The 22963-nt window shown below is 38.7% G+C and carries 16 protein-coding genes and 1 tRNA gene; 13 read left to right on the top strand and 4 right to left on the bottom strand.

Annotation, left to right across the window (positions count from 1 at the left end):
- Positions 1-59 precede the first annotated feature (59 nt).
- From NEOC84_RS02025 to NEOC84_RS02015, 3 genes are all read left to right on the top strand, one after another.
- A tRNA-Cys gene (locus NEOC84_RS02025) sits at positions 60-130 on the top strand.
- Between the two features lie 82 nt (positions 131-212).
- A complete protein-coding gene (gene rsmI / locus NEOC84_RS02020) occupies positions 213-1043 on the top strand; it encodes a 16S rRNA (cytidine(1402)-2'-O)-methyltransferase (protein ID WP_166154799.1) in 831 nt (276 codons plus the stop codon).
- Positions 1044-1134: 91 nt separating this feature from the next.
- Positions 1135-2412, top strand: coding sequence for an outer membrane protein transport protein (locus NEOC84_RS02015; protein ID WP_166154797.1), 1278 nt, complete (start codon positions 1135-1137; stop codon positions 2410-2412).
- 564 nt (positions 2413-2976) lie between these two features.
- Here the strand turns inward: NEOC84_RS02015 and NEOC84_RS02005 are convergent.
- Positions 2977-4461 carry a leucine-rich repeat domain-containing protein gene (locus NEOC84_RS02005; RefSeq protein ID WP_166154795.1) on the bottom strand — a complete coding sequence of 495 codons (1485 nt, stop codon included), beginning with the start codon at positions 4459-4461 and terminating at the stop codon, positions 2977-2979.
- A 599-nt stretch (positions 4462-5060) separates the two neighbouring features.
- Between NEOC84_RS02005 and NEOC84_RS02000 the strand changes: the two genes are divergently transcribed.
- From NEOC84_RS02000 to NEOC84_RS01965, 8 genes are all read left to right on the top strand, one after another.
- Entirely contained in the window at positions 5061-5288 is a 228-nt protein-coding gene (locus NEOC84_RS02000) for a hypothetical protein (protein ID WP_166154793.1), read from the top strand.
- Positions 5289-5426: 138 nt separating this feature from the next.
- Positions 5427-5618 (top strand): hypothetical protein, encoded by a 192-nt coding sequence (locus NEOC84_RS01995; protein WP_166154791.1) that lies wholly within the window; start codon positions 5427-5429, stop codon positions 5616-5618.
- A 257-nt stretch (positions 5619-5875) separates the two neighbouring features.
- Positions 5876-7477 (top strand): chaperonin GroEL, encoded by a 1602-nt coding sequence (gene groL / locus NEOC84_RS01990; RefSeq protein ID WP_166154789.1) that lies wholly within the window; start codon positions 5876-5878, stop codon positions 7475-7477.
- A gap of 181 nt (positions 7478-7658) precedes the next feature.
- Complete coding sequence (locus NEOC84_RS01985; protein WP_166154787.1) at positions 7659-8855, top strand: ABC transporter substrate-binding protein; 1197 nt, start codon at positions 7659-7661, stop codon at positions 8853-8855.
- 1 nt (position 8856) lies between these two features.
- Complete coding sequence (locus NEOC84_RS01980) at positions 8857-9930, top strand: iron ABC transporter permease (protein WP_166154785.1); 1074 nt, start codon at positions 8857-8859, stop codon at positions 9928-9930.
- Positions 9923-10633, top strand: coding sequence for an ABC transporter ATP-binding protein (locus tag NEOC84_RS01975; RefSeq protein ID WP_166154783.1), 711 nt, complete (start codon positions 9923-9925; stop codon positions 10631-10633). Before NEOC84_RS01980 ends, NEOC84_RS01975 begins: the two co-directional genes overlap by 8 nt.
- A 417-nt stretch (positions 10634-11050) precedes the next feature.
- Positions 11051-12820: a phospho-sugar mutase gene (locus NEOC84_RS01970; protein ID WP_207391763.1), complete on the top strand. Its 1770-nt coding sequence runs from the start codon at positions 11051-11053 to the stop codon at positions 12818-12820.
- A gap of 123 nt (positions 12821-12943) precedes the next feature.
- Positions 12944-14842 carry a gamma-glutamyl-gamma-aminobutyrate hydrolase family protein gene (locus NEOC84_RS01965; RefSeq protein ID WP_166154779.1) on the top strand — a complete coding sequence of 633 codons (1899 nt, stop codon included), beginning with the start codon at positions 12944-12946 and terminating at the stop codon, positions 14840-14842.
- Positions 14843-15225: 383 nt separating this feature from the next.
- Here NEOC84_RS01965 and NEOC84_RS01960 read toward each other — a convergent pair whose 3' ends face one another.
- From NEOC84_RS01960 to NEOC84_RS01950, 3 genes are read right to left on the bottom strand one after another with little or no spacing between them, the layout of a single operon-like run.
- On the bottom strand, positions 15226-16392 hold the full coding sequence (locus NEOC84_RS01960) for a DEAD/DEAH box helicase (protein ID WP_166154777.1): 1167 nt from the start codon (positions 16390-16392) through the stop codon (positions 15226-15228).
- Positions 16389-17198, bottom strand: a complete 810-nt coding sequence (locus tag NEOC84_RS01955; RefSeq protein WP_166154775.1) for an SDR family NAD(P)-dependent oxidoreductase — start codon at positions 17196-17198, stop codon at positions 16389-16391. Before NEOC84_RS01955 ends, NEOC84_RS01960 begins: the two co-directional genes overlap by 4 nt.
- Positions 17167-19347: an HDIG domain-containing metalloprotein gene (locus NEOC84_RS01950; protein WP_166154773.1), complete on the bottom strand. Its 2181-nt coding sequence runs from the start codon at positions 19345-19347 to the stop codon at positions 17167-17169. Before NEOC84_RS01950 ends, NEOC84_RS01955 begins: the two co-directional genes overlap by 32 nt.
- A gap of 391 nt (positions 19348-19738) precedes the next feature.
- On the opposite strand from NEOC84_RS01950, the gene galE reads away from it, so the two are divergent.
- Positions 19739-20719 (top strand): UDP-glucose 4-epimerase GalE, encoded by a 981-nt coding sequence (gene galE, locus NEOC84_RS01945; RefSeq protein ID WP_166154771.1) that lies wholly within the window; start codon positions 19739-19741, stop codon positions 20717-20719.
- Positions 20720-21252: 533 nt separating this feature from the next.
- On the top strand, positions 21253-22959 hold the full coding sequence (gene dnaX, locus NEOC84_RS01940; RefSeq protein WP_166154769.1) for a DNA polymerase III subunit gamma/tau: 1707 nt from the start codon (positions 21253-21255) through the stop codon (positions 22957-22959).
- Positions 22960-22963: the final 4 nt, after the last annotated feature.

Genomic DNA, 22963 nt, shown 5'->3' with positions numbered 1-22963 from the left:
ACATTTTTATATTGACGGTATAAAAGGTGATAGGATATAAGGTTCTCTTGCTTAACTAAGGTGGCATGGCCAAGTGGTAAGGCAGAAGCCTGCAAAGCTTCGATCCCCAGTTCGAATCTGGGTGCCACCTTAATTTATTAGGCTTTCCAGCTCTCTCTTAACATTAACTCATTCTTAAAAGCTCTTTACCCTCTCTCTTCGAGGTATTTAATTTGCTATACCTAGTTGCAACACCGATCGGTCACTTAAAAGATATTACCTTAAGAGCAATTGAAACTCTGCAAGCCTGCGATTATATTTTATGTGAAGACACACGTCATAGCCTGATCCTACTTAAACATTATGAGATTCATAAGCCTTTAATTAGCTTTCATAAATTTAATGAAGCTTATAAAGAAGAACAAGTTATCCAGGACTTAAAAAACAGCAAAACCATCTGCTTAATCTCCGATGCTGGTACCCCTGGTATTTCTGATCCAGGTGCTCGCCTGGTTAAAAGATGCCTACAAGAAAATTTAAAAGTTTCCTCTATTCCCGGCGCCTGTGCAGCCATAAGCGCTCTATGCATTTCAGGATTGGAGACCGACCATTTTTTATTTTATGGCTTTCTGCCACGTCCACAAGGCGCCTTAATAAAAGCTCTTGCAGAAATTTTAAACCAACCTTTTACCTCCATTTGTTATGAATCCCCTGAACGCATTCAGAAGGCATTAGAAGCCATCCATCGTCTAGATGCTCATCGCGAAGTCGTTATCGCCCGTGAGCTTACCAAAAAATTTGAAGAAGTAGTGCGCGGCACAGCCCAGCAATTAATTGCCCGTCATTTAGAGAAGAAATTCAAAGGTGAAATTGTGTTGCTCATTGCTAAAAATTCTGGTCCTTCTTATGAAGAATGGGCCGACCTACCGATTGAAGCACATGTTTTTAGGCTTCAGCAAGAAAATGCTATCTCTTTACCAGAAGCCATCAAACAGGTCGCTACCCTGCGTTCTATTCCTAAACGACAAGTTTACAATAAAATTCATCATCCTAAAAAACTTTAGTTTTTATTTGATTTTTTTACCTTTATACTCTACAGTACCCACTAAAAACTGCTTTATTTAATTAAAGCAGCCCAAACATAAAGGAGAAAAAGTGGTAAAGTTTTCATTTAAAAAAATGATAGCCTCTCTGTGCTTCGTGCCCTGTCTTGTCCTAACACCTACAAGTGCCCACGCTGTTATTGCTAGCGTAAAAACCTTTGGTATGGCAGCTACCGGTATTGCTTACCCTCAAGATGCTCAAGCAGCTGTTTTTAATCCTGCCGGGATGGCTGACGTGGGATATCGCTATGATCTAGGATTTGAAGTAGCCCGTACCTCTCGCCAAGCTACAGTTAGAGGTAATCTTTCACCTCTTCCCGGTGTAAATGGCAAATTTGACGCCAACCATAAGGCAAAATATGCTTACAACGGCGATTTTGGTATCAACAAAATGTTGGGAAACAACATGTCGTTAGGCTTAGTTGTTTATAACCGCAACTTTAGCAAGACCAAATATAAACATGCATTACCTTTGTTTGGCACCTCCAAAGTAGGTATGGAATATGCTCATGAAACAATTTCCCCCACATTCTCCATCAAATTATTAGAAAAACATAATTTTGGTGTTTCTCTTAATTATATGATTCAACGTCTATGGGTTCAAGGGTTGCAAAATTTTGCTAAAGAAGCATTTGGCGTAGGCATTTTCAGCAAATTTCCAAAATATGTGACGAACCATAAATATAGCTATTCACAAGGGGTAGGCTTTACCTTCGGTTATAGATGCCAAGTGGCAGATAGATTAAGCGTTGGTGTCACCTATCAGCCAAAAACTTACATGAGCAAATTTAAAAAATACAAGGGTTTCCTAGCAGGAAAAGGAAGACTTAATATCCCTCAAAAAATTGGGGCAGGTTTTGCTTGGCGTCTACTCCCCTATGCAACCTTAGCCTTTGATGTCGAATATATCAATTGGCGAAAAGTAAAAGCCCTTCACAGGCCTTTACAGGACAACTTAACTGCTCATAAGCTTGGTGCCCATAACGGTACCGGTTTTGGTTTCCGCGATCAATGGTTTTATCGTTTAGGCTTAGATTACGAACTTACCGAATGGTTAACTGTTCGTGCTGGCTATCGCCATACTCGGGCTCCTATCAAACGCTCTCAAACAGCTGTCAATGTTTTGACTGTTGACACCATCGAAGATTACCTTACACTAGGTGCGACCGCCTGCCTTAACTCGAGTAATGAAATCTCGATATTTTATGGACATGGTTTCAGCCATAAGATTAAGGGTAAAAACTCTATTCCCTCTTCATTTGGCTTAGGAGAAGCCAATATTAAACAGTCTGACGATGTATTTGGCATCTCTTGGGGCCATACCTATTAGACAAGTTCAATCTTGCTATGAATTAAACACTTAAGGGCTAAAACTTTTGTTTTAGCCCTTTTTTATTTTAATGCCTTTTTATAAACTTTTTCTGAAGCAAAAGCTTGCAATCATCTCTAAGAATGTACCTCGAAACTCTTGCTTATTGATAAAATGAAAGCAGACTCCAAAAAGGAGGAGCATCATGCGTGAAAGCTATCCTGATGATTTAAAGTGATAAAGAGTGGGAAGAAATCAAGCCTATTTTCTCTGTTTTCTATGAAAAAGAAGGGAAGCACTGTAAATCTTCTAAATGAGACTTATTGATGCTATCTTTTATATGAACTATACAGGATGCCAATGGAGACATCTTCCTCATGATTTTCCTCCTTGAAAGACAATGTTTGATTGTTTTTCTAGGTAGAAGCTTGCTGAGAAATTTGAGGAGATGAATGCTACCTAAGAAAGAAGAAAAGCTATTAGTGACTTTTGATGAGACGGAAAGCTCTCTACATTCTTGGAATCTTTTAAGCATATGATTTGTTCCTTTAACCTATTAGCTGATGAAGACGCAAGCCATTTCAGTTACAAGCAAAAACGCTGCTTTATTATATTTGGAATATTTTCCAGCGGATTTTCTTTCACCTGAAGCTTTCGTAGAGCTGGTAGCTGTCCTATCTCGGCAGGGAGTGAGGTAAGGTGGTTGTTGTTTAAGTAAAGACACTCCAGCTGAGAAAGCTGTCCTATCTCGGCAGGAAGAGAGGTTAGCTGGTTGTTATCTAAGTAGAGCTCTTGCAGCTGAGAAAGCTGCCCTATTCCGGCAAGAAGGCCAGTAAGCTGATTGTTTTTTAAGTAAAGCACTTTTAGTTGCGATAGCTGCCCTATCTCTGCAGGAAGAGTAGCTATCTGGTTACCTTCTAAGTGAAGATATTCTAGCTGAGAAAGCTGCCCTATCTCTGCAGGAAGAGTAGCAAGCTGGTTACCTTCTAAGTGAAAATATTCTAGCTGAGATAGCTGCCCTATCTCTGCAGGAAGAGTAGCAAGCTGGTTGCCTTCTAAGTAAAGCTCTTGCAGCTGAGAAAGCTGCCCAATTTCCGCAGGAAGAGAGGTTAGCTGGTTGCTGCTTAAGTAAAGCTTTTGCAGCTGCGATAGCCGCCCTATCTCTGCGGGAAAGGCGGTGCGTTGGTTATTGCTTAAGTTAAGCACTTCCAGTTGCGATAGGTGTCCTATCTCTGCTGGAAGGAAAGCAAGCTGGTTGCTGTTTAAGTAAAGCTCTTGCAGCTGAGAAAGCTGCCCTATCTCTGCTGGAAGGAAAGCAAGCTGGTTGTTGTTTAAGTAAAGCTCTTGCAGCTGAGAAAGCTGCCCAATTTCCGCAGGTAGAGTGTTTAGCTGGTTGTATTCTAAGTTAAGCATTTCCAGTTGCGATAGGTGTCCTATCTCTGCTGGAAGGGAGACAAGCTGGTTGCTGCTTAAGTAAAGGCCTCTTAGCTGTGATATCTGCCCTATCTCTGGGGGTAAAGAAGTCAAGCCAGTCCCTGTTAAATTTAAGCTCGTAATATTTTTGCCATATCTTATGATCCACTCTCTAAACAGCTCTCCTTTCTTTTCTAAAGGCAAATACTTGATTTTTTCTTGGTCTAAGTATTTCTCTGCACCAGGAATTTTTTTCCACACTAACAGGCGATTAATATTCACCAGATAAGAAGAGTAATTAGTCAGAGTAAGATATCTTTTTTCCTCGGTTATCCATTTAAATTCTAATTCTAAAGGTGAAAGAGAGCTAGCTAGAGTGAAGGTTTGTTTAAAGATGGCATTTACCTTTGCTGTTTTGGAAAGCTCTTCTTCTAGCTTATAAATCCTATCTAGAACAATAACCTGCTTAGCAACATCTCCTTGAGGAACATGCACTTTACCTATTTGCCAATAAAGAGAAGGCATGACCTCGTTAGTTAGCAGATGGCGCCATCTTCCACATACGCTAAATAAGGAAGGGCTAGCACAAGCCTTTAAAATAGGGACTAGTATTTCATTAGGTAAATGCTCAATGTTGGCAGAAGAGCTAGGGTTCATTGTATAGTCTCTTTAATTGTCATGCATATTTTTAATCGTTTTTTAGGCAATATATAGAAAAGAACACAAAACATACAAGAAAATATTAGAAACAAGACCCTTAGCCTTTAAGTTTGGAAGTAGTGAAATATCAAATGGATGTAAACAGAAGTATTGGCAAGAAGAAGATAAGGAAGGATGAATACATACTAAAAGCGTAGCAAAATGAGATTGCATATGCTCGAAAATGGTTTAGTAAGATGTTATAGATATATGGAATAAAGATTGGATTTGATGAATTATAAAAGTGCTTTAGATAAAGTTTTATCCATTGGCTTTAGGCGAGATAGAAGATAACCTTAAGGTATGCCAAACGAGGCTGAAAATAGCGGGAGCGTGGCGGAAGATAGAAAATGTTCATGCAATGCTGAACTTAAAAATAGGTAGATTAGATGATCTCATTGGGAAGCTTACTGGAATTCTTATAAAGCTGCTGCTTAGAAAAGATTGCCAACAATTTTGTTTATGCCCTCCCCTAGAGACTCCGATAAGCTTTTTACTTGCCACACTACTTATAATTTTGCTATGTTGATTAAACTTTTCACCTGGAGATTCTAGCTATGGCCTTCCATCCACATAAAGACCTTAAATACATTTTACACCCTTATATATTCGTTCTTAAAGAAAACCAAGGAATCCAAAATGACCTTTTCGACTATTCACTTTGGATGATGCGTATTTCTCCTGAAACTATACGTTCTCCTCAAGGCATCGAAGGGAAAAAAGGAGTAGTGGGGAACGATTTTGATGCTCTTCAAGCGCATCTAAATTTTTCTTCCCTTCTATAAAAGATTTAGAAAATTAAACCTTCGAGAATAAATTTTGACAACTAGCACTCTTTTGATTGAAGTGCTAAAAAAATCTAAAACTCCTTGCAAACTTTTCTCGATTCCTATATCTTTTGGTTTTCAAATCAAGGTAGAAAAATGAATTTAACTTCTGCGATTCATCGCCTAGCAAGCTTACTGGTTGTTAAAAATAGACGCATAGGCAATCTTTTATTTCCCGCTTTTCTAGCTAGCAAATTAAGTAAACACTATCTTCGCTCACCAAGTGAAATTGAAACTAGGAATCTTGGTAATTTACAGAACTTTTTAAAGACTAGGACAACCTCTTAGAATGGATCTGCCTTTTGATAAAGGGGTCTCTATCCTTTGAAAGCTAAAAAAGCAACCAAAATTTAGGCTAAGCGGACATAAAGGTTACTATAATATCTACCTTACAAGCGTAGGATAAAGTATTTAGGATGGATAGATTAACAAGTGAATGGTTTCAGTTTATCTAGTCCCCTAACTCTATAATAGGCAATTAAAACAAACTTTTTTTGTATTTTAAATAACTTGTACAATTCGTTGACAACAAGGAGTAAAGAACAATGTCTTCTGCACCAAAACAAATTATATTTGAAGAAGAAGCCCGCGAAAAGCTACTTGCGGGTATTAAAGAACTTTCCACAATTGTAGCATTCACTCTTGGACCACGGGGTCGAAACGTTGGCTTAGAAAAATCATGGGGAGCGCCTACCATCACTAACGATGGAAGTACGATTGTCAAAGACATTAGCTTAAAAGATCAGTATAAAAACATGGGTATTTCCATGGCTAAAGAAGTCGTACAGAAGATGAAGGAAACCTGTGGGGATGGAACTACGCGAGCCACCTTACTTTTAGGAGCGATGGTAGAAAATGGCATTAAATTAATTGCCTCCGGTGCAAGCCCTATCAGCGTGAAAAGAGGGATTGACAAAGCTGTTGAAGCAATAGTGAACGAAATAGATAAGCAAGCTATCTCTGTACAAAGTGATCGGGAGATCCTTTCTATTGCCAATGTGGCAGCTTCTGGTGATGAAGAAGTGGGCAAAATGATTGCCGAAGCTATAAAAAAAGTAGGTAAGAATGGCGTAATCACCATTGAAGAGGCCAAAGGGACAGATACAACTTTAGAGATGGTAGAGGGGATGCGTTTTGACCGTGGCTACTTGAGCGCTTACTTTTGTACGAACAACGACAAAATGATTGTCGAAATGGAAAATCCTCAGATTCTCCTTATCGATCGTAAAATTAATAGCATTCATGAATTATTGCCCATCTTGCAGTCAGTCGCTACCACAGGTAAAAATCTACTCATTGTTGCTGAAGATCTAGAAGGAGAGGCATTATCTACGCTGGTAGTAAACAAACTAAGAGGAACTTTGAAAGTAGCCGCTGTGAAAGCTCCCGGATTTGGGGATAGACGCAAAGCTATGCTAGAAGATATTGCTATCTTGACTGGAGCAGGAGTAGTGTCGGAGGAGACAGGAATTTCCATGAAAGAAATTCCTGATCATGTCCTAGGATCTGCCGAAAAAGTTATTATCACTAAAGAGCATACCACTATTATGAATGGTGCTGGCCAGCCCGATGCTATCCAAGCCAGAGTGAAGCAAATTGAAAACGAAATTAATAACACCACTAGCACTTATGACAAAGAAAAGCTAGAAGAACGTAAAGCTAAATTAAGTGGTGGAGTAGCAGTCGTTCGTGTAGGAGCAGTGACTGAAGTCGAGCTCAAGCCCAAAAAGCAACTTTTCGAAGATAGTTTAAACTCCACCAAAGCTGCTATTGAAGGTGGCATTGTGCCTGGTGGAGGGGTGGCTTTTATTCGTGCTAGCCAAATTGTCCCTACCCTTAAACTGGAAGGTGACGAAGCCCTTGGAGCTAAAATTGTGGCCACTGCCTGCGAAGCACCTCTTAAGCAAATCGTATTTAATGCTGGACATGATGGATTAGTAATGCTAGCAGAAGTGCGACAAGCAAGCGCCAATTTTGGCTTCAACGTAATGAGTGAAAAGATTGAAGATTTAGTAGCTAGTGGCGTAGTAGACCCGGCTAAAGTCATAAAAAATGCATTAACCTATTCGGCTTCCGTAGCAGGTATTGTGCTGATTTCTGAAGCGCTTATCGGCGATGCTGAAGAAGAGGAAGAAAAACAGAAATAATAAGGGTGGAGTGTAAGCCAGATAGAGGATAGAAAAACTAAAACATTCTAGCTTAGCATCCCTTACACTCCTCTTGCTTTTCTACTTCTCTTGTTTTTCAATTTGAGCCTCCTTTTATCTAAAAATGAAAAAAAAATATTTTCTTGGCCCCTTTGCTTTTTATGTCCTTCCAGTTAGTATCATGCTCATCTGGTGGTCTGTAGCTTTTAAACCATCTAATGATCAATTATCCGACCTGTATCCCCCTTGTCCTTCCTCTAAGCCCCTACCCTCTATATTTAAATACCTCTCTACTCTCCAACGTGAAAACATTCATCAAGCGTTAAATGGAGATTACTCCATGATGAGTAAGCTCATCACTGACTGGGACCATGATGCTCAAATCATGGAGCAGTATGGCTATAACACTGTCAAGCGCTTGTTAAGAGAGGATTTTCTAAGATGCCAGCTTTTGGCAAGGCAAATTAATAATAGTACTAGAGAAGATCTTAACCTTCTTCATGATCATTACCGTCTTCCCTCTATTCAAGATGATAATGGGAACATATTTGATTTATCAACTTCTTATAAACGCTTTCTTCCGCAAACTTTTGTGGCAGCAAGCTTTTTGTTAGCGCTTAGTGAGCCCGAATTGATCGTTGCTTTACCCGCTGGAATGCGCAAGCAGGCCGCTATCTATCCTAAAAAGCTCACCCATCTTATTGCTTTAGATGCAGATCGCTATCATACAGAAAAATTGTACAATGCCCACCCTGATATCGCTTTTGTAGCAGACTATTCAAACCCCTCCACACTGGAAGCCTTAAAAAAGCAAGGGATCCCCCTCTTTACTTTAAAGCATGTTAACTCACCTGAAGAAGTTCAAAATGCCCTACTTCGTATTGGACACATCATCAATCGCCCGATAGAAGCTGAGCTACTAAATTATTTTGTTGAAGCGGCTATGCTAGCTATTGATAATCGCTTTAACATGATAAGCAGTACCTTCCCTTCTACCCATCTACCCCCTAAAGTTCTTTTCCTTAAGCACCATCTGACCTTTTCAACGCCTTCCTCTCATACCCTTACAGGCAAGCTACTCAATCGTATGGGCGTTAAACAATTATTGGGCAGCGCGGGAAATTCACATAAGCACACTTGGACACTACCCATCCATCAAGAGCACATTAGACAGATGGATCCAGATTATATCATTATTGCTACCTCTGATATGGATATTAATAAGCGTAATTTCCTTAAAAACCAACTCTTCCGCCTATTAAAAGAAAAGACAAATAAACCTATTGCTTTTGTAAATGAAGCCATTCAAGAAAGTCCTTCCCAGTATATGGTTTTGGCTTATTATGATTTGTATACAGCGTTAACGCGAGTCAATTAAAATGCATAAGCATCTTTTATACGTTATCCTTTATTTGATTCTCCTTTTATCTATCATCCTTACTTTAACAAGTGGCGAGACAGAATTTATTCAAGTGTGGAAAGATGCGTTAGCACAATTATCAGGTTCTTCATCCTATTGGAATCCTCTTTTAGACGAGAGGCTTCCAAGGCTTATTGTATTGTTATGTACAGGAGCTTCTTTAGCTGTAGCAGGAACGGTCACGCAAGCCCTTTTCCAAAACCCTCTAGCCTCTCCTGGTGTTTTAGGAATCCCAGCGGGAGGCAGCCTACTTGTCGTGATAATTTTTATTTGTGAATTACACTACCATTATCCCTACGCTATCCCTATTGCCGCATTTATTGGTTGTTTAGGTACCCTGCTTGTCGTCTACTCTCTTTCTCGTAGAAAAGGGTATGTGGAATTAACCCATATGGTCTTGACAGGTATTGCTGTGTCTACGCTTATAGTTACTATTCAAAGCTCTATTATCTATGCTTTTCGAGATCGCTGGCATATTATACAAACTTTAACCGAATGGGAAGCTGGGTCTACCTCTGATCGCAGCTGGATGCATGTGCATTTGCAACTTCCTCTTACTCTTTTTGGCCTCTCAAGTTGCTGGCTCTATAGCAAAGAAATCAATATCATGGCCTTTGGAGAGGAAGAAGCTAAAAATCTAGGGGTAGAAGTAGATAAAATTCGCTGGCGGCTATTTTTAAGTATCTCTTTATTAATTAGCGGCGCTGTTGCCGCGGTGGGAAATATAGCATTTTTTGGTCTTCTACTCCCCCATCTTATTCGCCGCTTTGCAGGTCCTAATAACCAGCAACTGATCCCTCTTGCTATTCTTGGTGGTGGTGCTATTTTAACTGCTATGGATGTAGGCTTGCGCTTTTTTTCCTTGCAAGCTTTTTCTATAGGAAATATCTCAGGTATAATGGGAGGAATCTTTTTTCTTTGTATATTAATGGGAAGTCGTTATAGGCACGCTTTGTTCAGAAAAGGAGACTATGCGTGTATGCTTCCACTAGCTTTCATTCTGGCTGCTAACTTACAGGAAATTAATGCTTGAATTAAAGAATTTAACTTATAAAGTAGGCCATAAAGTCCTAATCGATAATATTTCTTTAAAATTTATACCTGGCTCTATCTATGGTATTATTGGCCCTAATGGTGCAGGAAAAAGTACTTTGCTTAAAACTTTGACAGGTATATGGAAAGCTACCGCGGGAGAGGTATTTTGGAATAACCAAGAACTCCTCTCTCAGGATAGGACAACAATTAGCCGCACCTTATCCCTCGTTCTTCAAAATCCACAGCCCCATTTTGCTTTTAGCGTAGCTGAAATGGTCGAAATGGGCACTTATCCTCGCCATGACCTTAGAAAAAAAGAAAAAAAAGCTAAAGTTCAGTGGGCTTTAGAATTAGTCAATGGTTGGCATTTAAGAGATGAACGTATAACTGAAATCTCGCAAGGAGAAAGGCAAAGAATTTATATTGCTCGCTCGTTAGTCACGCAATCGCCTATATTGGTATTAGATGAACCTACCTCTAATTTAGATATCAAACATCAACTAGAAATATGGAATTTACTGCGCCAATTGTCTCAAGAAGATAAATTAATTATTGTAGCCAACCATGATTTATATGCTACTGAACGTTTTTGCGATCAAGTAGCCGTTTTGAAGCAGGGATGTCTTTTCTATCAAGGACCCTTTGCCGCCATGAAATCCTCCTCTTTGCTTTACGAAGTGTTTGAAATAGCCCACCTATGAGGGAGCTTTTAAAGGAATAGCTTTGTTTCTTGCATGAATACCTTAAATTTTAGCTTACACCTTTTAAAGCAACTACGTCTGTTTAGTCAAAAAAATTAGCCTTTTTCTAAGCTGACTCTCCCCGTAAAAACAAGCTTTTTATTAAGTGTATAACTACATAAAGAGTTGCTCAAAAAGCGTATTATTATTTGATCATACAAGCAGCTTTCTTATCTTTCAGGCAATATGCCTACCCTAAAAAATCCAGTAAGCTTATAGGCTTTTAACTTAGATTTTTAATTGCTTTTTCTCTAAGCAATTAACTTTTTTTACTTTTTATTTATATGTTTTTATATTAAAATCATTTATTTAAACTAATACTCCACTATTATTCATTTATTTATGACCCAAATTTTGTGCGTTACCCAGTTTGATGCGGTGACTAATCGTAATATCAATGCCTGGCTTAAAGAAGGGTATGATGAACAGACAAAGTTAACCATAAAGAAATTACTCAAAGAACATCCTGAGGAAATAGCTGATGCATTTTCTACCAATCTCTCTTTTGGTACAGGAGGCCTACGGGGGCTCATAGGAATAGGAACCAATCGCATCAATCAGTATACCATTAGGGCTTGTACGCAGGGCCTGGCTAATTACTTAAATAAACAGCCTACCCACGCTGCTCAGCTTTCTGTATTAATTGGATACGATTGCCGTCATTATTCGCGTGAGTTTGCAGAAGAATGCGCTAAAGTTTTAGCAGGCAACAACATTCAGGTATATATCTATCAAGATATTCGCCCTACTCCTTTAGTCTCCTTCGGATGTCGTTATAAAAAATGTGACGCTGCTATTATGCTAACAGCTTCGCATAATCCTGCGCAGTATAACGGCTATAAACTGTATGGAAAGGATGGAGCACAGGTATCACCTCCTCATGATCAACTGATTGTTAAAGAAATCAATGAAATTACCGCTCTTAAAATGATTAAGTATGAAAAAGAGCTCAATCACCCCCTTATAAAATGGATAAAAGATGAAATCGATCAAGCGTATTTAAAAGCTATCATGCCCCTGCAACTCTATCCAGAAGAAAATAAAAAGGAAGGCAGTACTTTAAAAATTGTCTACACTAGCTTGCATGGAACTGGGATTACAGTTGTGCCTACGGCTATGAAAAGCTGGGGATTTTCAACTATAAAATTAGTGACTAAGCAAGTAACTGTTGATGGGAATTTCCCTACAGTAAAATCACCTAATCCGGAAGAAGAAGAAGCCTTAAAACTAGGTAAAAACACTCTTAAGCATGTTAAGGGAGAAATTTTAATCGCTACTGATCCGGATGCCGATCGCGTCGGCATCGTGATTAATCATCACGGCCACATGTATTCTGTTGATGGTAATCAGCTGGCTTGTTTATTGCTGGATCATATTTTAGAAGCACTTTCCAAGCAAAAAGGTCTTCCTAAAAATGCTGCTTTTGTGAAAACTATCGTTACCTCAGAACTTTTTCAAAAAATATGTGAAAGCTATGGTAAACCATGCTTTAATGTACTTTCAGGCTTTAAGTATATAGCAGAAAAAATTCATGAATGGGAAAGCTCATTGCCTTGTTATCAGTATTTATTTGGTGTTGAAGAGTCTTGCGGCTATCTTTATGGAACTTTAGCACGCGATAAAGATGCAGTCCTCACCTCCCTATTAATTTGTGAAATGGCTTTACACACCAAACTTCAAGGCAAAACATTAATAGATAAACTCCACGAGCTTTGGCAAAAGTATGGCACTTATGTAGAAAAAACTTTTGTTTTAAAATTTAAGGATACTAACGCTGGCAAAGGGCAAATACTCAGAGGAATAAGTGCATTACAAAAAAATCCTCCCCAAACAATTGGAGGGATTGAAGTGATTAGGATGGAAGATTACTTGACATCCAAACGAATGGATTTGAAAACAGGAAAAAGTGAGGAAATTTTTCTTAATAAATCGGAATTTTTGGTATTTTATTTAGCTGATGAGTCTAAACTAGCCATTCGCCCTTCAGGAACAGAACCCAAGCTTAAAGTTTACTGTGGGGTGAGAAAGAAAAATTTTATAAATGTGGAAGAGGCTGCAGCGGAAGGAAAAAAGCATGCTCAATTTCTTCTAACAGCCTTTCAATGCCAGCTTTATAAAAGTTATCTAGGAAGCATAAGTAATGATTAGCCCCACTTTTTCTTCCAAGCGATGCTCTTAGTGAAGGTAAATAGCAAAGCTAGTAAGAAATAACTAACTTTTCAACATAATTAAGCTCCTTATTTTGAAGATAGCTTAAGGAAAAATTTTTGTATGATGCCTATAAATTCAGATGAGCCTTTTAGTTGCTTAAGGCAAAGCTTTTTAGAAATAGATCCTGCTCGAAAAAAGCTATTTTTGAATCAACTCTCTTATTCCCAGCGAGAAGATCTTCTTAAAATCATTCGTCAGGGTGCTAAAGCGCAAGTTAGTAAAGAAAGTTTTCTTTTTCTAAAAAGCCAAGTAAAAAACATTCATCATTTAATGCCTAATTTAACGAGCACACGCAATTATTCTATTCTCTCTCAAATGCTTGCCAAATGCAAAGCCTTCGTAAAGCATCTACTAGCTTTTTTCAATATTATGACTGCTATGGCTACTCACTTAGTGGCTCAAAAGATTTTATTTAAAAATAAAACTTCCGTAGAACAAAAACCCTACATTACTGAACTGGCTTTTCTGAAACTTCTCCAGACAATCCCCAGCTCTCAGGAAGGTAACCATAAAATCAACTTTGCAAAATTACTAACCGAGCATGGCTATGCTGCCGAATTTAAAAATATTGAATTTTCTGCTGACTTTCAATTTTTTAAAAATGCTGATTTGGAAGGAATTGTTTTTAGCCATTGTACCCTTCGCTGGAATCATTTTGGAAAATCAAAATTAGAAAATGTGGTTTTTCAGGGATGTAATTTATCAAATATATCTTTTATGAATACCTCTCTTACAAATTGCTTCTTTAATCACTGTGAAATGCGCGAAGTGATGTTTACAGCAGCCGAGCTGCATAGCACGGCGTTTAAAAGCAGCTCGCTTATTACTTGTAGTTTTGAGGACGCCGCTCTACGCCAATGTTCTTTTCATAAAGTTATCATGCCAGCCACGCATTTTCTTGAAGCAGTAGTCATTGATACTACCATCCAAAAAAGTGAATTAAAAAATACAGTATTTTTTGGCAACTTAGATAAGTTTGATTTTCCTGCCAATGATCTATCTCGTCAAAGTGCTATAATTTCTAAACCCGCTACAGCTATTTTAGTCCATCCTGAGAATCGAGGGTTAAGTGTTCCCAAAGTGTTCATCAAATTAGATAAGATTGCTGGCTTGCTGCCGCTTCGTATTACCGTTCAACCACAAAAGCTTACTAAAGAAGCTACAAATCAAGAAGCTAACATTCTAATCAATAAGGTAGGCCCCTATCACAAAAGTAAAACTCCTATTCCTCAACGCATCATGCAGGCTATAGCTGAAAACCCTCATCTCTACCCCAGCTGTGCCTCAATTTTAAAAAAAGCTCATACATTAGCCTCTGAAGTAGATTCTTTCTTTTTGCCTGGTGGTGAAGATATACCGCCTGCCCTTTATGGAAGAAAAGAGGAAGAGCCTACAGAATGGGATAGAGATTATCGTCGTTCTATTCTAGAATTGTCGATGATGCATTACGTCCATCATCAAGGGCTTCCTTTAATGGCTAATTGCCGAGGTTTCCAGCTAGCCAATGTTTATTTTGGAGCCCAGCTTGAGCAGCATGTGGAGGGACATAACAATGTCTTACAAATATTACATCGTGCGAAAAAATCTTATCACGGGCTTACTTATAAAGCCTTAAAAAAGCCTATGATTAGCTTAAGCTCCCACCATCAAGGAGTTCCCACAGAATTTGCAGCCACTGAATTTATTGAGCCTTTAATAGAATATAAGGGCTTAGTGAAGGCTTCTGAAACTGAATACTCGGGAGCCGTGCCCCTAATATTATTGCAATTTCACCCTGAATTTCTCAAAGCCCAGACTGCTCACACATTTTTTTTAGAGCTAATTGATAAAGCTCTAAATTTCCTTCTGTCTAAAAGAAACGATCTCTTTTGGAAAATATTTTTTGACAGCGCGAATACCCATCGCTACCGCAAAATTAACTTAGCGGCTTTAAAAAACTCTGTAAAGCTTCATCGATAATTTTTTCTGGGAGCACTTTTGGCATCTTTCAAAAATACAATTATAGATTTGCAAAGCTAAGCTTACTTAGTAAACTTTCTAATAGTTATTTCTCTACTTAAGAAGAGGAGATATAAATAGGGAGCAGCTTAAAAGGCTTATTATACATTTAAAAAAACTTAAGCCTATATGGCCCAACCCTTTAAAAAGCTTCTCTTTACTTTAACAAGAGGAATTCTATAAAGTACCGGGCGGCATAAGGAGCAACTCAAAAGTGTATGAGGTTTTTTAAAAAAATTATACGGATAGCCTGAAAAAAGAATCTCCTCTCTGATCATTTTCCCTCTACTTTAAAGCCTACTTTTTTAAGATGAATGAGTGATTAAGGGAGCTACTTAAAAAGCCTATGATTTATTATTTTTATGAGCAACCGCCCGTTTTCTAGGATGATTACGCTCAGGAGGAGGACTCCCTATCCAGATAGGCTTGCGTCGAATGTGGTGTAAGACGCGGCTTAAAGCTTTTAGCTCTTTATCTGTCACCAAAGTAACGACAACTCCTGCCCGCTCTTGGCGGCCCGTACGGCCAGAGCGATGGACATATACATCGGGGCTATCAGAAAGTTGATAGATAAACACATGGGTGATATTAGAAAAATCTAAGCCTCGTGCCGCAATATCAGTAGCTACTAAATGACGTATTTTGCCATGGCGAAATTTATTGGTAATTATAGAACGTACATCTTGACCCAATCCCGCATGCAACAAATCGACGTCCCCCATTTTACGTTGCAATGTTCGGCAAACTTTTTCGCATTGGATTCTTGAATGGCAAAAAATGATGGTTTGCTTAGGCTTTAATTCTTCTAATAAGCTACATAAAGCTTGATCTCGCTGATCATAACGGCAATATAAAAAGCGATGCTCTATCGACTCTGGAGAGACTTCATTTGACAACAAAGAGATTTCTTGCGGCGCTTTCATATGTTTTTTTGCCATGCTACGAATCTCTTCTTGCATCGTTGCAGAAAATAATAGCGTTTGATGCTCATGGACCAGGCAATTAATAATGAAAGCCAAGTCATCATAAAAACCCATGCCAAGCATTTCATCAGCTTCATCTAATACTAGGATATCTACTTGTGTCAAGTCGATTTGTCGGCTATAGATAAAGTCAATTAAACGCCCTGGTGTAGCTACTAACACTTGCACACCCGATTTTAGTTTAGCTTGCTGCATGGTCGCATCTTCTCCTCCAAAAATAGCAAAAGCTTTCACTTTTTTTTCATAGCCAATTTTTTGAGCTTCCGTGGCATATTGCATAGCCAGTTCACGCGTGGGAACAATGATAAGAGCTTGTACGTGAGGAGAGTCAGGATTTACTTTATTACAAATCGGGATTGCACAGGCGGCTGTTTTACCTGAGCCTGTTTTAGACAAAGCGATAAGGTCTTTTCCTTGTAGTATCAAGGGAATAGCTTGGGCTTGAATAGCAGAAGGTTGTTTGTATTGCATCCTTTCAAGAGATTTAAGAATCAAAGGATCAAGGTTCATATTTTCAAATAATGTCATTGGCACCGTTTTTTAATATTATTCGCAAGAATTTTTATAGATATAAAACTAGGGATAAAATGACGAAAGAAGACAGCTAAGCGGTATTTCCAGTTAAAAACATTGATAGTTTTTAAGCTTTTAATTTGCTTCCATATCTGTTCAGCAGCAAACTGAGAAGTCATAATACCCTTTTTATTAATCGCAGGATTTCCGCCTGCGCGGATTCTAAAATTAGTGTCAACCATGCCTGGGCAAGCTACCAAAACTCTTATTCCTTTCGAACGCAGCTCATAATCTAAAGAATAGGACAGCTTATTCACAAAGCTTTTGGAGGCAGCATATACCGAGAAATAAGGAAATGTAAAAAATGCAGCCACCGAAGAGACATTCATAATTACCCCTGTTTTATTAGCTTTTTCCATAGCTTTAGCGGCCTCAAGGCTTAATTCAAGTAAAGCCACACCGTTAACCTCTAATATTTGCATCTGTTGTTCTGTAGTATAGTTAATAGCTTCATTATATAAAGCAAAACCGGCATTATTGATAATTAGATCCGGAGCTTGTTGACGAATAATCTTTACGAGAGCTTGCCTTCCTTCTGAGGTAGAAAGATCTGCTGGGACAGTTTCCACGCTTACTTTTAGCCTTAAGACTTGCGCAGCTTTTTCCAGCTGAACAAGATGACGGCCACTTATAATTAAACGAATGCCCTCAGAAGCTAGAACCTCACAAAGAGCATAGCCAATTCCTGAGGTGGCACCGGTCACTAATGCTAAAGAAGGGGCTGGCACTCTACGCCTCACAGGAAGGAATTGTTTCACCATTAGCTGTTTCTTTTTTAAGCTCTTTGGTAGGATATTTGACACGAGAGTGACCTGAAGCCACCAGTGTTTTAATCAATGTTTCTTTCACCATAGCTAATTCTTCAAAAGTCAGTAAACAATCATCAAACTGCCCATCATCTGCTTTTTCACGAATTAAGCGATTAGACAACTCGGATAAAGTATGCTCAGTCACTTTATCTAAAGATCTTGAAGCAGCCTCTAGGGTATCCGCAATCATAATGATGACAGATTCTTTGCTACGTGGCCTAGGTCCCGAATAGCGGAAATCTTTTTCATCCACCCGATCGATATCCCCCTCCATTTTTTCTAATTGCTTACGATAGAAATAATAGACCCGTGTAGTGCCATGATGTTCTTTAATAATATCGATGAATTGTTCAGGCAGACCTGCTTTGCGTCCCATAGCTACACCTTCACTGACGTGAGCCAAAATCACCTGTGCTGATTCTAAAGGCGTTAGCAATTGGTGAATATTCATCCCTCCTTGTTGGTTTTCAGTAAAATACTGAGGGGTTGCCAACTTGCCCACATCATGGTACAAGGTGGCCACTCTACAAAAAAGTCCATTGGCTCCTATAGCAGAAGCAGCTGACTCTGCTAGATTACCCACAACTACCGAATGCTGATAGGTACCGGGGGCTTCTATAGTCAGACGGCGTAGCAAATCGTTATTAGGATCCATGTACTCCATTAAAGTGACATCGGTCATGATACGAAAGACTGATTCGAAAAGAGGTAGAAGCCCTACCACGAGGATAGCACTTAAAAGTAGAAAAAAAGCTACACACATAATATCGGGGAAAAGAGAAAAATTCCATAAAGAATTATTATAGAAAGACATGGCTAATATCAGTCCCACTGCACTAATCCAGGCTTTGCCGCAGACTACAAATATTTCTTTACGTTTACGCAGCGAATGAGTACTTAAGATGGCCACTAGGGCAGTGGCTAAGTTTAGAATCATAAACCCTTGCCGATCAAACGCCAGGGTCATAGTGAAAATAAAGGTTAAAAGAGCGCTTACAAAAGTGGCAACAGCTGAATTCATCAAACTACAAAGTAAAATAGCTGCAAAGGGAACGAATAGAGGATATCGCACCACTTCAATTAAATTGATTTTAGAGTTAAGTAAAAAAAACTCGGTAATCTTAGTTAACCCTAGAGTGAGGAGCACAATGGTAACAATGAGAAATAGCTTACGATTAGAGGTTAGTATAGAGGGGCTATTAACATGAAAATAGGCTACGCAAATACCTGTCAAAAGTAAAGCCATAACAAAGCTACCCAGCAAAGTCAAAGGATGCCATAGGTTGCGGCTTTCCCCTAAAGCTTTTTTCATGGCTTGCAACATGGCAATGTGCCGAGCAGTTACTTTATCGCCCTGATTTATTATCCGACTTCCTGCACTTACATGCGTATACTTATCAGGCACTAAAGCTTGAATTTTTCTACTAATGTAGCGATAAGCGGGAAAATCTTCTTGAACTTTCCAGGTTTTAGCTTGAAAATAATCAATAATAAAATTAGCCGTTACATTTGATATAAAAGTGGTAGGAAAAGTAAATTCTTTGACATAATCCCACACGGATGAAGGAATGATAACATCCTCCATTTCTTCTGGAGTGTAAGCTAAGTAATTTTCCGTTGATAACCCTATATCTTGCATCTTCTGCATCGTACGAGGATCAGTAAAACGCAGTTTTAACAGAGTTTTTTCCAGGGCATCTACCCCTTTATACATTTCTTCAAAAGTGCTTTTTTCTGAGTATTTGCGCCAATCCTGATTATAAATAAGAAAGTTTTCAAATTCTATTCGTCTTTGCCGTACATACTTTTCAGATAAAGCATAAATCTTGCCTACATCTTTAACTACTTCTTGCTTTAAAATGATGGTGGCTTCTTCATCATAAAAGTCAAAATCTACTTGTGTAACAGTATAGTTAGGAGCAATACTATTTAACTCAAGCACTTCTACACGAACTTCTCGAAAGTGGAGAAAAGCAAAAAAGCAAATGAAAAAAATAGTACCAATGAGTAAACGTATTCCAAAACTTTTGTCAAAAAAACCTTGCTCGCGGGAAAACTTTAACTCATTATAGTTGGCAATCTCGCTCGCTTTGTCATTCATATTATTTTATCCTAATCTTCTATAAATTCTTGTTCCCATCCTATAAAATGCTTAGTGAACCAAGAGTTACATCAAGTCACCATCATAACATATTAATTAAAATTAATCCCCACTTTTATTTGTTGCTGCCCCCTCAAATCATGAGCCATGCCATGCTGCAAAGATAAATGAGACAATTTTTTAGAGGCTAGGTGCCCTAATTTACAGCTGCTAGCTTATTTCTTTCTTGTTAACGTCTTTTTTGCAAAAAGCCTACCCAAGCCCTATCCTAGCTAAAAAATATTTTTTGCCGACAGGTCAAAATTATCTATTTTATTATTTATTTCTTGCAGCATATTGGCAGCTTTCTTCAGAATCAGTTACTCAATTCCTTTAGTCGCCCGATCTACATATGCGTAAGAGTAATAAAAAAAAAGTGTTAGTTACCGGCGGAGCTGGCTTTATTGGCTCAACTGTGAACAAGTTACTTCACGAAGCTGACTACGATACTGTCATTTTGGATAACTTAAGCCAGGGCAAACGCAACCGTGTAAAGTGGGGAACTTTTATTGAAGGCGACATGGGTGATCCCCTTCTCTTAAAAAAACTTTTTGCTAACCAGCAGTTTGATGCTGTGATGCACTTTGCTGCCTTTATTAATGTAGGTGAATCTGTACATAGCCCAGAAAAATATTATATTAACAACGTTTCCTCTACATTAAATTTATTGAAATGTATTAAAGAATTTAGTGTTAAGGTCTTTATATTTTCTTCCTCCGCAGCTGTGTATGGTTTACCTCAGGCTAACTTCATTTCTGAAGATCATCCCACTCATCCTATTAATCCCTACGGTGAAAGCAAGCTTATTATTGAGAAAATTTTAGATGATATGGATAAAGCTTATGGAATTAAATCTGCTAAACTGCGCTACTTTAATGCGGCCGGTGGGGATCCGGAAGGAAAAATCAAAAATGATTTCTCTGCCTCCTCCAATCTTATTCCTATCGTTCTTCAAGCTATTTTAGATAATCGACCTGTCACTATTTTTGGAAAAGACTACCCTACTCCCGATGGAACTTGTTTAAGAGACTACATTCATATCTACGACTTAGCTACTGCACATATCAGGGCCATGGAGAAATTATTAGCTGGAGGCCCCACGGAAATTTATAATTTAGGAAATGGAAAGGGATTTAGTGTACAAGAAGTTCTTCAAGTCGCTGAAAAGGTGACAAAGCGAAAAATTCAAGTCCTTGAAGGCCCCCCACGTCCGGGAGATCCTCCTTACCTTTTAGCCAATGCTCATAAAGCTAAACAAGAGTTAAACTGGCAGATTAAATACCCTAGCCTTGAAGAGATGATTGACCACGCTTGGGCCTCTTTGGAACAGTAATAAAGAAAACAATCACTTGGTCTTTAGATGGAAAGCTAGCCTTTTAATTTAAAAATTAATTTGATCTATCTATCTATCTATCTATCTATCTATCTATCTATCTATCTATCTATCTATCTATCTTTTAAAGCTGCTTTTTTCATTGGCATTCTCTTTATTAATTTGTATTTAGCAGCTTATGCACTCACTGACTATTAAGTTTGCAATAGGCTCCTTGTAGTTAAGGCAGTCCTATATTTAATAAAAGCCTAATTTTAAGGAAAGAGTTAGCCTGCAAATGCTAAATTTTCTTTTTGGGAGATAGAGTTATACCTTCTTTAGCCGTTAGGTTTAATCTTTCCCTTTTCTTAAGAAGATGGCTTAAAATTGGCCATTTTTCTACATAAAAGAATTACACCTTAGAAGAGCTTAATTATGTTAAGGACCCATCCTAAGTAGGCCTATAAGAAGTTTTTTTGCTTAGCACAAATTCCTCCTTCCTTAAAATTACTCAAGGCAAGTAAAATAGATAAAAAAACATTCAAACATCTTTTATGACCTCCTATCAAGTCCTGGCTAGAAAATATCGACCTCAAACTTTTGCGGAAGTTCTAAACCAAGATGCTATTGTAACAACGCTTAAAAATGCCATTAAGAATAATCGCCTGGCACAAGCTTACCTGTTTTGTGGCTCTAGAGGAACAGGCAAGACTACCCTAGCTCGTATCCTTGCCAAAGCATTAAATTGTCATCATCTTACTGAGCAGTTTGAGCCCTGCAATCGATGTAAATCTTGCCAAGAAATCACTTCTGGCCATTCCCTAGACGTTCTAGAGATTGATGGAGCTTCTAACCGGGGGATTGACGACATTCGTCAAATTAATGAAACTGTGGGGTATGCTGCCTCAGCGGGTGGATATAAAATCTACATTATCGACGAAGTCCATATGCTCACTAAAGAAGCTTTTAATGCTTTGTTGAAAACTCTTGAAGAGCCGCCTCCTAAAGTTAAATTTTTATTTGCTACTACCGAGGCGCATAAAGTTCTGCCTACTATTTTAAGTCGCTGCCAACGTTTTAATCTTAAACGCATCTCTCCTCTACTCATCCAAGCAAAGCTGCGTAAGATTGCAGAAGAGCAAAATATTCAGGTCGAAGATGAGGCCCTTCGTCTAATAGCTAATCATGCAGAGGGAGGGCTGCGAGATGCCGAATCACTTTTTGACCAAGTCTTATCTTTTCATGATGGTTTGATTACTGCTTCCACGGTAGCTTGCATGTTAGGTATTGTAGAAAGCGATTATTTTTTCAAATTAGATAAAGCTAGCCAAGAAAGTAATTTAGCGGTAGCGTTTGACATTAGCGAAGAGATATTTTCTCAGGGTAAGGATATAGTTTATTTTGTTGAGAAATTAACCGAGCACTTTCGCAATATCTTGGTTGTCAAGCTCTCGGGCACGCAAGCACCTTTCTTGCATCTATCCGAGGAAGAACGCGAGAAATATGCAGTTTCTGCTAAAGTGTACTCTCAAGAAGCTTGCTTAATGATTTTAGACTTTTTAGTAGAAGCTCATCATCAAATCCGATTCGCTCCTTCACCTAAAACAACTCTAGAAGCTTTACTCTTGCGGATCATTCGTGCTCAATCCCGAATTCCTGTAGACATTCTTGTGCGTCGCTTAGTGGATCTAGAGCAAAAGATAAGCAAAGAAGGATCCTCACTAGAAAACCCTTCTAAAGTTACAGCTGTGCGACCTGTTGCTACACCAGCTATCTCTTCTGCGCCACCCAGTTCGCCTATCAAGCCAGAAGCACCTTCTCCTGCTCCTAAGTTAGAACCCTTAGTAGATAGAGCTGCAAAAGAAATTCCTTCATTATCTAAAACTAGCGATAAGCTTGCCCCTACTAGTGTTGATCCCACTCCTTGTGCTACACCAGCTATCTCTTCTGCGCCACTTGGTTCACCTATCAAGCCAGAAGCGCCTTCTCCTGCTCCTAAGTTAGAACCCTTAGTAGATAGAGCTGCAAAAGAAATTCCTTCATTCTCTAAAACTAGCGATAAGCTTGCCTCTACTAGTGTTGATCCTACTCCTTCCCCTGCTGACCTTGGAATCGTAGAAATAGTAGAAAAAAAAGGTTTGCTTGCCAATAGTAAAGTCACAAAGGAGAAGCTGGATCCTAGCAAGATCAGTCGCTATGATACGATTATGCAGTTTGCAGCCGTAGAATTAGAAGGAACCATTCAAAAGAAATTAAGTTAAGGAA

The sequence above is a fragment of the Neochlamydia sp. AcF84 genome, from assembly GCF_011087585.1.
Classification (GTDB): Bacteria; Chlamydiota; Chlamydiia; order Chlamydiales; family Parachlamydiaceae; genus Neochlamydia.
Note: the sequence above shows the minus strand (reverse complement) of the source record. Positions and strands in the feature narration are given on the sequence as shown.

Coding starts and splice junctions, on each gene's coding strand:
- NEOC84_RS02005 (WP_166154795.1), bottom strand. CDS start 4,461: ATGAACCCTAGCTCTTCTGCCAACATTGAGCATTTACCTAATGAAATA.
- NEOC84_RS01950 (WP_166154773.1), bottom strand. CDS start 19,347: ATGAATGACAAAGCGAGCGAGATTGCCAACTATAATGAGTTAAAGTTT.
- galE (WP_166154771.1), top strand. CDS start 19,739: ATGCGTAAGAGTAATAAAAAAAAAGTGTTAGTTACCGGCGGAGCTGGC.
- groL (WP_166154789.1), top strand. CDS start 5,876: ATGTCTTCTGCACCAAAACAAATTATATTTGAAGAAGAAGCCCGCGAA.
- NEOC84_RS01995 (WP_166154791.1), top strand. CDS start 5,427: ATGAATTTAACTTCTGCGATTCATCGCCTAGCAAGCTTACTGGTTGTT.
- NEOC84_RS01955 (WP_166154775.1), bottom strand. CDS start 17,198: ATGGTGAAACAATTCCTTCCTGTGAGGCGTAGAGTGCCAGCCCCTTCT.
- NEOC84_RS02000 (WP_166154793.1), top strand. CDS start 5,061: ATGGCCTTCCATCCACATAAAGACCTTAAATACATTTTACACCCTTAT.
- NEOC84_RS01985 (WP_166154787.1), top strand. CDS start 7,659: ATGCTCATCTGGTGGTCTGTAGCTTTTAAACCATCTAATGATCAATTA.
- NEOC84_RS01975 (WP_166154783.1), top strand. CDS start 9,923: ATGCTTGAATTAAAGAATTTAACTTATAAAGTAGGCCATAAAGTCCTA.
- NEOC84_RS01965 (WP_166154779.1), top strand. CDS start 12,944: ATGATGCCTATAAATTCAGATGAGCCTTTTAGTTGCTTAAGGCAAAGC.
- NEOC84_RS01980 (WP_166154785.1), top strand. CDS start 8,857: ATGCATAAGCATCTTTTATACGTTATCCTTTATTTGATTCTCCTTTTA.
- NEOC84_RS01960 (WP_166154777.1), bottom strand. CDS start 16,392: ATGACATTATTTGAAAATATGAACCTTGATCCTTTGATTCTTAAATCT.
- dnaX (WP_166154769.1), top strand. CDS start 21,253: ATGACCTCCTATCAAGTCCTGGCTAGAAAATATCGACCTCAAACTTTT.